Genomic DNA, 12,535 nt, shown 5'->3' on the forward strand with positions numbered 1-12,535 from the left:
AGACGTTCCGCAACGAGGGCGTCGACAACACCCACAACCCCGAGTTCATGATGCTCGAGGTGTACGAGGCCTACGGGTCGTACGACACCATGGCCGAGCTCACCCGCGACCTCGTCGTCGACGCCGCCCGTGCCGTCGGTCGCACCGTCGTGACGGCTCGTGACGGTACTGAAATCGATCTCGAGGCGCCGTGGCGCCGGGCGACCCTCCACGAGCTCGTGTCCGAGGCGGTCGGTCAGACGATCGACCTCGACACGCCAGTCCAGGACCTCGGGGCGATCGCGGACCGTCACGAGGTCACCCTGCGGCCGGAGTGGGGGACCGGTGACATCGTCCTCGAGCTGTTCGAGAAGCTCGTCGAGCACACCCTCATCCAGCCGACGTTCGTGTGCGACTACCCCGAGTCGGTGCGTCCGCTCGCCAAGCGGCACCGCACGACGCCCGGACTGGTCGAGGCCTGGGACGTCGTGGTCAACGGCGTCGAGCTCGGCGTCGCGTACTCGGAGCTGAACGACCCGGTCATCCAGCGCGAACGCCTCGAGCAGCAGGCCCGTCTCGCCGCCGCCGGCGACCCCGAGGCCATGGACGTCGACGAAGACTTCCTGCGTGCCTTGGAGTTCGGCATGCCCCCGGCCGGTGGCATGGGCCTCGGCGTCGACCGCCTCGTCATGCTCCTGCTCGGCATCGGCATCCGCGACGCCATCCTCTTCCCGCTGTCCCGCCGCGAATAGGGGCGTTCCGCCCACAGCGAACGGTCGGAACACGACGGTGACCACCGCAGTTGTTCGGGTATACGGACAACCGCGGCGCGGTTTTCCGCACGGCTCTAGACTGATAGACCACAGAACAAGTCCGAGGGGGACGAATGTTCGAACGGTTCACCGATCGCGCTCGTCGCGTCGTCGTGCTCGCCCAAGAAGAGGCGCGCATGCTCAGCCACAACTACATCGGTACTGAGCACATTCTCCTCGGCCTCATCCACGAGGGCGAAGGCGTCGCGGCCAAGGCGCTCGAGAGCCTCGACATCTCCCTCGAAGCCGTCCGCGGCCAGGTCGAGGACATCATCGGCCAGGGCCAGCAGGCCCCCAGCGGTCACATCCCGTTCACCCCCCGCGCCAAGAAGGTGCTCGAGCTGAGCCTGCGCGAGGCACTGCAGCTCGGCCACAACTACATCGGCACCGAGCACATCCTCCTCGGCCTCATCCGCGAGGGAGAGGGTGTCGCCGCCCAGGTCCTCGTCAAGCTCGGCGCCGACCTCAACCGCGTCCGTCAGCAGGTCATCCAGCTCGTCAGCGGATTCCAGGGCAAGGAGGCCGAGGCCGCCGGCGCCCCCAGCGAGAGCGGCGCGCCCAGCACGTCCGCGGTGCTCGACCAGTTCGGCCGCAACCTCACCCAGGCCGCCCGCGAGGGCAAGCTCGACCCCGTCATCGGACGCGAGAACGAGATCGAGCGGGTCATGCAGGTGCTGAGCCGCCGCACCAAGAACAACCCGGTCCTCATCGGTGAGCCCGGCGTCGGCAAGACCACGGTCGTCGAGGGCCTCGCCCAAGACATCGTCCGCGGCGACGTGCCCGAGACGCTCAAGGACAAGCAGATCTACACGCTCGACCTCGGCGCGCTGGTGGCCGGTTCGCGCTACCGCGGCGACTTCGAGGAGCGCCTCAAGAAGGTGCTCAAGGAGATCCGCACCCGCGGCGACATCGTCCTGTTCATCGACGAGATCCACACCCTCGTCGGCGCAGGCGCGGCCGAGGGCGCCATCGACGCCGCCAGCATCCTCAAGCCGATGCTGGCCCGCGGCGAGCTGCAGACCGTCGGCGCCACCACGCTCGACGAGTACCGCAAGCACTTCGAGAAAGACGCCGCGCTCGAGCGTCGCTTCCAGCCCATCCAGGTCGCCGAGCCGTCGGTCGCGCACACCATCGAGATGCTCAAGGGCCTGCGCGACCGCTACGAGGCGCACCACCGCGTCACCATCACCGACGAGGCGCTCGTGGCCGCTGCCACGCTCGCCTCCCGCTACATCTCCGACCGCTTCCTGCCCGACAAGGCCATCGACCTCGTCGACGAGGCCGGTTCCAGGCTCCGCATCCGCCGCATGACCGCGCCGCCGGACCTGCGCGAGTTCGACGAGAAGATCGCCGACGTGCGCCGCCGCAAGGAGGGCGCCATCGACGCGCAGGACTTCGAGGCCGCCGCCTCGCTGCGCGACGAGGAGAAGAAGCTCATCACCGCCAAGGTCGAGCGCGAGAAGCAGTGGAAAGCCGGCGACATGGACGTCGTCGCGATCGTCGACGAAGAGCTCATCGCCGAGGTGCTGGCCATTGCCACCGGCATCCCGATCGTCAAGCTGTCCGAGGAGGAGTCCGGCCGGCTGCTCAACATGGAGGCCGAGCTGCACAAGCGGGTCATCGGTCAGGAAGAGGCCATCAAGGCGCTGTCACGGGCCATCCGCCGCACGCGTGCCGGTCTGAAGGACCCGCGCCGCCCCGGCGGGTCGTTCATCTTCGCCGGCCCGTCCGGCGTCGGCAAGACGTGGCTGTCGAAGGCGCTGGCCAACTTCCTGTTCGGCGACGACGACGCACTCATCCAGCTCGACATGAGCGAGTACAGCGAGAAGCACACCGTGTCGCGTCTGTTCGGCTCCCCTCCCGGCTACGTCGGCTACGAGGAGGGCGGCCAGCTCACCGAGAAGGTGCGCCGCAAGCCGTTCAGCGTGGTGCTCTTCGACGAGATCGAAAAGGCCCACCCGGACATCTTCAACTCGCTGCTGCAGATCCTGGAGGAAGGTCGCCTGACCGACGCCCAGGGCCGCGTCATCGACTTCAAGAACACCGTCATCATCATGACGACCAACCTCGGTACACGAGACATCTCCAAGGGCGTCAATTTGGGCTTCAGCCGGTCCGACGACGTCCAAGGGTCCTACGACAAGATGAAGGCCAAGGTTTCCGAGGAGCTCAAGCAGCACTTCCGGCCGGAGTTCCTCAACCGCGTCGATGAGATCGTGGTGTTCCCGCCGCTCACGCAGGACGAGATCGTCCAGATGGTCGACATGATGATCGAGGGACTCGAGGTTCGCCTCAAGGACAAGGACATGGGGCTCGAGCTCACCACCGCGGCCAAGCAGCTGCTCGCCACCCGAGGCTTCGACCCGGTGCTCGGTGCTCGTCCGCTCCGCCGCACTGTGCAGCGCGAGATCGAGGACGCCATGGCCGAGAAGATGCTCTTCGGTGAGCTTCGCGCCGGTCAGATCGTGCTCGTCGACGTCGAGGGCGAGGGCCCTGAAGCCACGTTCACCTTCACCGGCACGGCCAAGGCCGACCTCGAGCTCCCCGAGTCCGAGATCCCGCCAGCCGTCGAGGCCGGCAAGGAATAAGCCGTTCGAGATAGATGCCCCGTCGCACAGCGGCGGGGGCATCTTCACGCATGGGCGGTCATGTGGACGTTGAGCAGGACGACGCCGGCGATGACCAGGCCGATGCCCGCGACCTTGATCAGGTCGATGCGTTCGCCCAGGAGCGCGACTCCGACCACCGTGATCAACGCCGTGCCGAGTCCTGACCAGACGGCGTACGCGACGGAGACGGGTATCTCGCGGACGACGAGCGTGAGCAGCCAGATCGAGAAGACGTAGCCGACGACGACGAAGGCGGTCCAGGCCGGCTCGGTGAATCCCTGCGCCTTGGGGAGGGAGGCGGTGGCGACCACCTCGGTGGCGATGGCCACGAGCAACAGTCCGATGGCGAGGTTCATGACGCTTCCCTGACTCTCTGTAGCAGACGCTACATCTCTAGCGTAGCACATGCTACATTGGCGGCACCATGAGCAAGAAGGACGAATTGGCCCGGCAGGCCACCGACTACGCCCTCGATCACGGGCTCATCGGCCTGAGCCTGCGCCCGCTGGCCGCAGCACTGGGCACGAGCGACCGAATGCTGATCTATCACTTCGGCTCCAAGGACGCCCTGGTCGCTGCGGTGCTGGAGACGTCCTGCGACCTCTCCGTGCGGACGATTCGCGATCTGCCGGCGTCCTCGTCGGTGCGGCAGGCTGTGCTCGACCTGTGGGCGGCATTCGAGATGCCACAGCTGCAGCGCTGTCAGCGTCTCTACGTGGAGGCAGCGGCGCTCGGACTGTTCGGCCGCGAGCCCTACGCCACCTCGGTCCGCGCCTCCAACGACGTCTGGCTGGCCGAGATGGTCGCCCACCTGAGGCGGTCGGGAGCCGACGACCGGGCCGAAGGCCTCGCGGTGCTCATCGACGCCGCCTTCAACGGCATCCTTCTCGACCAGCCGCTCGAGGAGGCCCGTGATTCTCGCCGGATCGTCGAAGACCTCGCCGACGCCCTCGCCTGACCGGTCGTTGAGCCTGACGAAGCGTCAGGTCGGGAGGCTGAACAGGTCGTCATCGACCGGCTCGACGAGGCCGTCCGCGACGAGGCCGTCGAGGCATCGCTCGCGTTGCATGTCGTCGTCCCAGATGGCGTCGAGGGCGTCCTTCGGCACCGGTCCGTCGGCCTCCCGCAGCGCCGCCATCAGGCGTCCCCGCACCTGACGGTCGGTTCCGGCCCAGGCCTGGCCACGCCGTGGCGGACCGTCGTGCTCCGGATAGCCGGCCGCCCGCCAGCGGCACCGCTCGGCGACCGGGCACGTCCCGCACGTTGGCGCTCGAGCCGTGCAGATCAGCGCGCCGAGCTCCATCGTCGCGGCGGCCCAGCGATGCGCGTCGCGCTCCGGCATCAGCGACTTCGCGAGCTCGCGCTCGGCCGCGGTGACGGACGGCGCTGGGAACGCGACGCCCTGGACGACCCGCGCGAGCACTCGCCGCACGTTGGTGTCGAGCACGGGGTGACGTGCGCCGAACGAGAAAGAGGCGACGGCCGACGCGGTGTAGTCGCCGACCCCGGGGAGGGCCAGCAAGTCCTCGCGCCCGGGGGGCACTTTGCCGCCGTGACGGTCGACGATCGCCGTCGCTGCCGCGTGCAGCCGCAGCGCCCGGCGTGGATAACCGAGTCGTCCCCAGGCCCGCACCGCCTCGCCCGGCGGATCGGCCGCCAGCGCAGCCGGCGTCGGCCACCGCTGCATCCAGACCTCGAACACGGGCAGAACCCGGCTCACCGGCGTCTGCTGGAGCATGAACTCCGAGACCATCACCGACCATGGCGAGGTGTCGCGGCGCCACGGCAGATCGCGGGCTTCGGCGTCGAACCAGCCGATCAGCTCATCCTGCAGAGTCATGGCGCGTCGATCTTCGCACGGGGGTCCTGACGGTTAGCGTTGACATGTGAGCCAGCGACGCCTGCCCGCCGAGATCTACTGGCGCCGTCGGCTGCTCCTCTTGGCAGTGCTCATCCTGCTCGTCTGGGTCGGTCTTCGTCTCTGGCCCGGCGGCAGTGACGAGCAGCCGGTCTCGGCGCCGGCGCCCACGTCCACGCCGTCGGCAAATCCGGAACCCGCGCCCACCGACGGCACCACCACGGTGGCCCTCTCGGCCGGATCTGCGGCCTGCAAGCCCGAGTCGATCCGCGTCACGCCGTCCGTTCCCGGTGGTCAGCACACCCGCGAGCCGGTCGACGTCGACCTCGCGATCAGCTCCACGTCCAAGAAGCCGTGTACTTTCACGGCGCAGAGCAGCGACCTGTTGGTGGTGATCAGCTCAGGAAAGACGGCCATCTGGGACTCCACCGTCTGCAAGACGGCCCTGCTCGCCGATGAGGTTCAGCTCTCGCCCGGCTGGTCGACGGCCGAGCGGGTCGAGTGGAGCGCACGCGGGTCTGGGCCCGCCTGCTCTCCCAAGGAGGGCTGGGCGACGCCCGGTGGTTACACCATCCAGATCGGCACGCTCGGCGGTGAGCCCGGCACGACCAAGTTCACCCTCACCCCACCGCCCGAGCCGAAGGACGACGAGAAGCCCGAGGACGAGAAGCCCGAGGACGAGAAGCCCGAGGACGAGGAGCCCGAAGACGAGAAGACGTCGGACGAGAAGAGCGACGAGAAGCCCGAGAATTCAGACGACTGACGCGAGTGGCGCGGGTCAGTGCCGGTCGATGCTCACCGTGCGCGATGTGCGTTGGATGCGTCCGGTGAGGCGGAGCCCGTCGCGGATGTTGAGGCTCATCAGCGTGAGGTTGGTGGCGCCGGCGAGCAGCTCGATCGCCTGCACGAGGTAGAACATGCCACCGACATCCCCGCCGGATGCGGCGGAGAGGTAGAGCGCGGCGGGCACGAGGATCACCAGCCCGATGCCGGCGATCACGGGCATCCGTCGCTTCTTGGCCAGAACGCGCGCGTTGGTGGACCGGCCACCCAGGCGGAAGCCCGACAGGCCGGTGATCGCGACCGCCGGGACGAGGACGAACAGTCCCCATGGAATCGCTTGCTTGACTGCGGTGACGTCAGCAGGTGAACCGAACAGCTCGACGGCGACGGTGCTGGTCCAGAAGACGGCGATGGTGGCGAAGGCGACCAGGCCGGCCGCGAGGTGCATCCGCCGGACCGCGACCCGGGCAGTCATGCCGTCGCTACCTGGTCGAGCGGTGTGCTGGGCTCCAGGTTGGCGATCACCTGGGTCACCAGGGCGAGGCAGGTGGCCCGTTCGTCGTCATCGAGCCCTCGCGTCGCCTCCGCGTTCACGTCCTCCGCCGCCTGGACCAGGGTGTCGCGCAGCGACTGCGCCCGCGGGCTGAGCCTGATGCTGGCGCGCCGGCGGTCGTTGGGGTCGGGGATACGGTCGATCAGGCCGTCGCGTTCCATGCGCTTGAGCGTGTGGGCCATCGTCGACTGGTCGATGCGGACGCGGGCGCACAGGTCGTTCTGGGTGAGTCCGTCCTCTTCGTAGAGGGCGAGTAGCTGGGCGAACTGCCCGGGCACCACGCCGTGCGGCTCGATGCGGGTTCGGAGCGCTTGTGCCATCAGGCGGGCGAGGTGGTTCACCTGGTAGCCGAGCGACTCGCGACGGGTGAAGTCCGACATGGCAATCTCCGAATATATGGCTTGCCATCAATATTGCATGGCAAGCCATATATTGCAAGGCTCGTCGTCAGTCCGGCCAGTCGGCTGGGCGCTTCTCGAGGAAGGCGGCCATGCCTTCCTTCGCGCCGGCGCTCTGGGAGGCGGCCGCCATCGCCTCCGACGCGATCGCGTAGGCCTGGTCCTCCGGGCGATCGAGCTGGGCGTAGAGCACCCGCTTGCCCCATGCCTTCGACGCGGCGCTGCCTCGCGTGGCCCGGGCGAGCAGCTCGTCGACGGCGTCGTCCAGGTCGTCGGGCTCGACGACACGGTTCACCAGGCCCCACTCGAGCGCGGTGGCCGCGTCGATGACGTCACCGGTGAGGGCCATCTCCATCAGTCGCTTGCGGCCGACAGCCCGCGCCACGGGCACGGCCGGCGTGTGGCAGAACCAGCCGCCCTTGCCGCCCGGGAGGGCGAATCCGGCGGTGCTGGCCGCCACCGCGAGATCGGCCGATGCCACCAGCTGGCATCCGGCGGCGGTGGCCAGAGCATGGACCCGGGCGACGACGACCTGCGGCAACGCCTGCATCGCCTGCATGACGGACTGGCACACGTCGAGCAGCGACCGAACTCCGACGACGTCCCGCGGAGCCACGTCGGCGAAGTCGTGGCCGGCCGAGAAGACCGGTCCCTCGGCGGCCAGCACCAGCCCCGTGGCCGGGCTCGAGGCAACATCGTCAAGCGCGCCCAACAGCTCGCGGAGGACGTCCTCGGACAGCGAGTTGCGTCGCTTCGGATTGGCCAGCGTGATGCGGGCAGTGTTCCCGCCGACGTCGAGATGCAGATGTTCCCGGCCCATTAAGCCAGCCTACGGTGTGTCTCCCGATCCGGCTCGGGAGACGCACCCTAGACGTACCGTTCGAGAATGCTCGACTCCGCCAGACGGGCCAGACCCTCGCGCACGCCGCGGGCGCGGAGATCGCCGACACCCTCGACGGCTTGCAGGTCATCGACGCTGGCCGCCAGCAGCTTCTGCAGGTTGCCGAAGTGGTCGATGAGCCGGTCGACGACCGTGTCGGGTAGCCGGGGGACCTTCGCGAGCAGCCGATAGCCGCGGGGCGACACCGGGGTGTCGAGAGAGTCCTCGCTGCCGATGCGCATCGCATCGGCGACCGAGCCGAGCTCTACGAGAGCGGCCGAATCGATGGCCGCGAGAGCGGCGAGCACCGCATCGACGCTGCGCGGGCGACGTCCGGTGGGCAGGTAGTCGCGGACGATGAGCTCGCGCTCGGGGTCGACGCCGGCGAACAGCTCCTCGAGCTGCAGGTCGAGGAGACGACCCTCGACGCCGAGCTCGAGCACGTAGGTGTCGATCTCGGTGGCGATGCGGCGCACCATCTCGAGCCGTTGCGCCACGGCAGCGACGTCGCGCACGGTGACGAGGTCCTCGATCTCGAGCGCGGAGAGGGCGTCGGAGACCTCGTCGAGACGGTTGCGGTAACGCTCGAGGGTGGCGATGGCCTGGTTGGCGCGGCCGAGGATGGCACTGGCGTCCTCGAGCACATGACGGTCCTCGTCGAGATAGAGGGCGATGATGTGCATCGACGCCGACACCGAGATGACCGGCACCCCTGTCTGCCGGGCGACCCGGTCGGCGGTGCGGTGACGGGTGCCGGTCTCCTCGGTGGGGATCGATGGGTCGGGCATGAGGTGGACCCCGGCTCGCAGGATGTTGTTGATGTCCTTGTCGACGATGATCGCGCCGTCCATCTTGGCCAGCTCGCGCAGCCCCGTGGCCGTGAAAGGCACGTCCAGCGCGAATCCGCCGGTCGACATCGCGTCGATCTCACGATCGTGGCCGACGACGATGAGAGCCCCGGTGCGTCCGCGCAGGATGCGCTCCAACCCCTCACGAAGCGCGGTTCCGGGCGCAATGGTCGACAGCGCGGCCCGGAGGTCGTTCGGTGTCGCCACGGCGCTCCTCAGGTGAATCGGGGACGCGGTCAGTCTAGGGTGCTTGGTCGCGTCGCTTGCCATGTCAGGCTGATTCGCCCACCATCGCGAGATGACCACGGCCGCGCTCGTTCTCGTCATCGCCTACTTCGTGGCGGCTGTCGGCTTCCGCATCTGGCTGCAGATCCGTCGCACCGGGGACTCGGGCTTCCGTGGTTTCAGCGGTCGGCCCGGATCGATCGAGTGGATCGGTGGCGTCCTGTTCGTCCTGGCCACGATCACGATGTTCAGTGCTCCCGTGGCCGCGGTGATCGGTCTCGAACCCATCGATGTCCTCGTCCGTCCGGGGCTGCAGGTCGTCGGCGTTGTCGTCGCCATCGCCGGCATCGTCGGCACCGTGGTCTCCCAGCTGGCGATGGGCGCGAGCTGGCGCATCGGGGTCGACGCGGACGAGCGCACCTCGCTCGTCACGACAGGCGTGTTTGCGCACGTGCGCAACCCGATCTACACCGCCATGATTCTGGCCGCCATCGGCCTGGTGATGATCGTCCCGAACGTCATCTCGCTCGTCGGTTTCGTCTTCCTCGTCGCAGCCCTCCAGCTGCAGGTCAGAGCCGTCGAGGAGCCCTATCTCGCCCGTCTGCACGGGGCCGCCTGGGACGCCTATGCGGCGCGCGTGGGTCGGTTCATCCCGCTGACAGGCAGGCGAACGCAGCGGCGACGTCGGGCACCACGGTGACCTGGAGGTCGCCCCCGAGCTCGTCGAGACCGGTGGACCCGGCCGGGACGAGTGCGCGTCGGAACCCGAGCCGCGAGGCCTCGCGGAGTCGCTCGGCCAGGTGACGCACGGGGCGGACCTCCCCGGCGAGCCCGACCTCGCCGAGAGCGACCAGGTCCGTCGGGGCGGTGCGGCCGCTCTTGGCCGAGGCGGTGGCCACGAGGACGGCGAGGTCGACCGAGGGCTCCACGAGTCGCGCGCCGCCGACCGACGCCGTGTAGACGTCGTCCCTCGACAGATTCGCTCCGCAGTGCTTGGTGAGGACGGCCAGGACCATGGCGACCCGGGCGGAGTCGAGTCCGCTGGACGTGCGTCGAGGCGAGGGTGCATTGGTCTCGACGGTCAGCGCCTGCACCTCGGCCAGCAGCGGACGACGGCCCTCCATCGTGACCGTGAGGCAGGTGCCGGCCACGGGTGCGGCGTGCCGCGAGACGAAGAGGCCGGTGGGGTCGGGCACCTCGACGAGGCCGACGTCGGCGAGGTCGAAGCAGCCGATCTCGTCGACCGGGCCGAAGCGGTTCTTCACTGCTCGGAGCAGGCGGAGGCGGGAGGCACGATCGCCCTCGAACTGGAGCACGACGTCGACGACATGCTCCAGCACGCGCGGGCCGGCCACCGAGCCGTCCTTGGTGACGTGGCCGACCAGGACGGTTGCGATGCCGGCGTTCTTGGCCCGTTGGATGACGGCCGAAGCGACCTCGCGCACTTGGGTGACGCCGCCGGGAACACCGTCGACATCTGCGGAGCCGATCGTCTGCACCGAGTCGACGACGAGGAGCGACGGGTTGACGGCGTCGACGTGGGTGAGGAGCGAACCGAGGTCGGTCTCGGCGGCGAGGAAGAGCTGGTCGTGCAGCGCGCCGGTGCGCTCGGCGCGGAGCCGCACCTGCGCGGCCGACTCCTCACCGGACACGTACAGGGTGCGACGGCCGGCGCGCGCCCATCGAGCCGCCAGCTCGAGCAGCAACGTGGACTTGCCGACCCCGGGTTCCCCGGCGAGCAGGAGCACCCCGCCCGGCACGACGCCCCCACCGAGCACCCGGTCGAGCTCACCGATGCCGGACGGGACGGACCGCGCGTCGTCGACCGCGACCTCGGTGATGGGACGAGCGGGCGACGCGACCGGAGCAGCCGCGGTGCGGCCGGACGGACGCGCGCCGCCGGCGACGTCGACCGTGCCCCAGGCCTGGCACTCACCGCAGCGGCCGACCCACTTGGCGGTGGTCCAGCCGCACTCGGCGCATGCGTACGTGGGACGGGCGGTCTTCGTCTTCGTCGCTGCCATGGCAGCAACCCTAGGCGCGAGCGATGACGGAACCCGGTCGTTGAGCTTGTCGAAACGACCCTTTCGACAAGCTCAAGGGTCAGATGCGGACGTCGCCCGAGGGTGTGGAGAAGGTAGCGGCGAGGATGCCCGGCGCGCCGTGCGGAGCGGCCCACTCGACCTTGATCGACTCCAGCGCGTTGATGCCGTCCTCACCCAGCCAGTCGGACACGCGCCGCGGGTCGCCGGCGATCTCCAGAGCCGTCAGCTCGAGCTCCGAGGGCGCCATCTGGGATGGATGCTCTGAGGGGTCGATCTCCCAGTGGGTGACGAACGGCAGCTGCGGGTCGGCGACCATGCCGCGGATACCGATCTGGTGCCACTCGAGGTTGAAGCCGTCCGGGCGTCGCCGGTTGCCGGGGACCGCGTGACGGCCCATGCGGTGCTCGACGGGAGCGATGTCGTCGACCGCGACGACCCAGCCCATCCAGCCACCGCCGGCGTCGGAGCGTTGACGGACCGCCTGGCCGAAGACGGCCTTGTCGGCGGCGGGGTGATCGAGCACCTCGACGACCTCGAGGTACTGCTCGTTCTTGAGCGGCAGGATCATGTTGCGGGTGCCGAAGCGGGGATGCGCACCCCCGTCGAGGAACGTCGCCCCGAGTGCCTTGCCCAGGTCGTCGGTCGTGGCGGCAAGTCCAGCCGGTCCGGCGGCGAAGGACAGATGATCGAGGTGCATGGGGTCATTCTTGCCGGACGGGTTATCGGCGCGCGACAGCGGGGGTGGGTCGCCGTCAACCGCCGCTGGCAGGGTGGGGTGTCGGGACTCCGGCTTCCTCGAACGCCTCGCAATGGCGGACCAGCTCCGCATAGCCGTCAGCGCCCATGAGCGCGACGAGCTCGGCACGGTTGGCCACGTAGACCGGTTCCATCCCCACGTGCGCTTCGGTGTTCGACGAGCAGTACCAGTCGAGATCGGCGCCGCCCGCTCCCCACCCCGCTCGCGTGTACTCGGCGATCTGCACCTCGGTGTACGTCTCGCCGTCACCGGGATCGACCTCACGGAACTGGCGGCGGATCGGCAGCTGCCAGCAGACGTCGGGCTTGAGCTCCAGCGGCTCGACACCCTCGGCGAGCGCCAGTCCGTGCAGTGCGCATCCGTAGCCGCCGGTGAAGTCGCGGGAGTTGTGGAAGATGCAGGCGCCGTCGACGGTGCGGGTCTTGAGCTCGCCCTCGTCGTCCTTCTCGGTCCAGGCATCGACACCCTGGTCGTGCCGCTCCCACCGTTCAGGGGTGAGCCGCTCGACCGCCTCGGCGACGCGGTGGTGGTCGGCCTCGTCGGCGAAGTGTGCGCCGAGAGTGCAACAACCCGCCTCCGGACTGCTCGAGAAGATGCCGGGGCAGCCAGCGCCGAAGATGCACGTCCAGCGCGAGGTCAGCCAGGTCAGGTCGCAGCGGAAGATCTGCTCGGCGTCGGCGGGGTCGGGAAACTCGACCCAGGCACGGGCGAAGTCCAGGCCGGTCTCCTCCGCACGGGGGTCGGCGGGGTCCGGGCCCCCTCCCGGCGCCCGGGGCACCTCCCGCGGG

14 protein-coding genes are annotated in these 12,535 nt (G+C 69.2%); 5 read left to right on the forward strand and 9 right to left on the reverse strand.

Annotation, left to right across the window (positions count from 1 at the left end; all coding sequences use genetic code 11):
- Together ACRDPN_RS12840 and ACRDPN_RS12845 are read left to right on the forward strand one after the other, a co-directional pair.
- Positions 1 to 731: amino acid--tRNA ligase-related protein (locus ACRDPN_RS12840; RefSeq protein ID WP_431448563.1), on the forward strand; the 731-nt coding region annotated here is incomplete at its 5' end.
- Positions 732 to 865: 134 nt separating this feature from the next.
- Positions 866 to 3,379: an ATP-dependent Clp protease ATP-binding subunit gene (locus tag ACRDPN_RS12845; protein WP_431448566.1), complete on the forward strand. Its 2,514-nt coding sequence runs from the start codon at positions 866 to 868 to the stop codon at positions 3,377 to 3,379.
- Between the two features lie 44 nt (positions 3,380 to 3,423).
- On the opposite strand, the gene ACRDPN_RS12850 is transcribed toward ACRDPN_RS12845, so the two are convergent.
- On the reverse strand, positions 3,424 to 3,756 hold the full coding sequence (locus ACRDPN_RS12850; protein ID WP_431448569.1) for a DMT family transporter: 333 nt from the start codon (positions 3,754 to 3,756) through the stop codon (positions 3,424 to 3,426).
- A gap of 68 nt (positions 3,757 to 3,824) precedes the next feature.
- Between ACRDPN_RS12850 and ACRDPN_RS12855 the strand changes: the two genes are divergently transcribed.
- Entirely contained in the window at positions 3,825 to 4,358 is a 534-nt protein-coding gene (locus tag ACRDPN_RS12855) for a TetR/AcrR family transcriptional regulator (protein ID WP_431448572.1), read from the forward strand.
- A gap of 24 nt (positions 4,359 to 4,382) precedes the next feature.
- Here the strand turns inward: ACRDPN_RS12855 and ACRDPN_RS12860 are convergent, their stop codons facing one another.
- Positions 4,383 to 5,240, reverse strand: a complete 858-nt coding sequence (locus ACRDPN_RS12860) for an A/G-specific adenine glycosylase (RefSeq protein WP_431448575.1) — start codon at positions 5,238 to 5,240, stop codon at positions 4,383 to 4,385.
- A gap of 46 nt (positions 5,241 to 5,286) precedes the next feature.
- Between ACRDPN_RS12860 and ACRDPN_RS12865 the strand changes: the two genes are divergently transcribed.
- Positions 5,287 to 6,021 (forward strand): hypothetical protein, encoded by a 735-nt coding sequence (locus ACRDPN_RS12865; RefSeq protein ID WP_431448578.1) that lies wholly within the window; start codon positions 5,287 to 5,289, stop codon positions 6,019 to 6,021.
- A 15-nt stretch (positions 6,022 to 6,036) separates the two neighbouring features.
- On the opposite strand, the gene ACRDPN_RS12870 is transcribed toward ACRDPN_RS12865, so the two are convergent.
- The 4 genes from ACRDPN_RS12870 to disA all read right to left on the reverse strand — a co-directional run bounded on the left by ACRDPN_RS12870 (position 6,037) and on the right by disA (position 8,927).
- A complete protein-coding gene (locus tag ACRDPN_RS12870) occupies positions 6,037 to 6,516 on the reverse strand; it encodes a hypothetical protein (protein ID WP_431448581.1) in 480 nt (159 codons plus the stop codon).
- Positions 6,513 to 6,974 (reverse strand): MarR family winged helix-turn-helix transcriptional regulator, encoded by a 462-nt coding sequence (locus ACRDPN_RS12875; protein WP_431448584.1) that lies wholly within the window; start codon positions 6,972 to 6,974, stop codon positions 6,513 to 6,515. The genes ACRDPN_RS12870 and ACRDPN_RS12875 overlap by 4 nt, the downstream gene beginning before the upstream one ends.
- A gap of 67 nt (positions 6,975 to 7,041) precedes the next feature.
- The gene (locus ACRDPN_RS12880) at positions 7,042 to 7,812 is read right to left on the reverse strand and encodes an enoyl-CoA hydratase-related protein (protein ID WP_431448587.1); all 771 of its coding nucleotides are present in this window, start codon (positions 7,810 to 7,812) and stop codon (positions 7,042 to 7,044) included.
- A gap of 47 nt (positions 7,813 to 7,859) precedes the next feature.
- Entirely contained in the window at positions 7,860 to 8,927 is a 1,068-nt protein-coding gene (disA, locus tag ACRDPN_RS12885; protein ID WP_431448590.1) for a DNA integrity scanning diadenylate cyclase DisA, read from the reverse strand.
- A 91-nt stretch (positions 8,928 to 9,018) separates the two neighbouring features.
- Between disA and ACRDPN_RS12890 the strand changes: the two genes are divergently transcribed.
- Positions 9,019 to 9,645: a methyltransferase family protein gene (locus tag ACRDPN_RS12890; RefSeq protein WP_431448593.1), complete on the forward strand. Its 627-nt coding sequence runs from the start codon at positions 9,019 to 9,021 to the stop codon at positions 9,643 to 9,645.
- Here ACRDPN_RS12890 and radA read toward each other — a convergent pair.
- The 3 genes from radA to ACRDPN_RS12905 form a co-directional block, all read right to left on the reverse strand.
- On the reverse strand, positions 9,593 to 10,969 hold the full coding sequence (radA, locus tag ACRDPN_RS12895) for a DNA repair protein RadA (protein WP_431448596.1): 1,377 nt from the start codon (positions 10,967 to 10,969) through the stop codon (positions 9,593 to 9,595). The genes ACRDPN_RS12890 and radA overlap by 53 nt on opposite strands.
- A 79-nt stretch (positions 10,970 to 11,048) precedes the next feature.
- Positions 11,049 to 11,687 (reverse strand): VOC family protein, encoded by a 639-nt coding sequence (locus tag ACRDPN_RS12900; RefSeq protein ID WP_431448599.1) that lies wholly within the window; start codon positions 11,685 to 11,687, stop codon positions 11,049 to 11,051.
- Between the two features lie 55 nt (positions 11,688 to 11,742).
- Positions 11,743 to 12,525 carry a hypothetical protein gene (locus ACRDPN_RS12905; RefSeq protein WP_431448602.1) on the reverse strand — a complete coding sequence of 261 codons (783 nt, stop codon included), beginning with the start codon at positions 12,523 to 12,525 and terminating at the stop codon, positions 11,743 to 11,745.
- Positions 12,526 to 12,535 lie beyond the last annotated feature (10 nt).

The sequence above is a fragment of the Aeromicrobium sp. genome (assembly GCF_050700635.1).
Taxonomy (GTDB): domain Bacteria; phylum Actinomycetota; class Actinomycetes; order Propionibacteriales; family Nocardioidaceae; genus Aeromicrobium.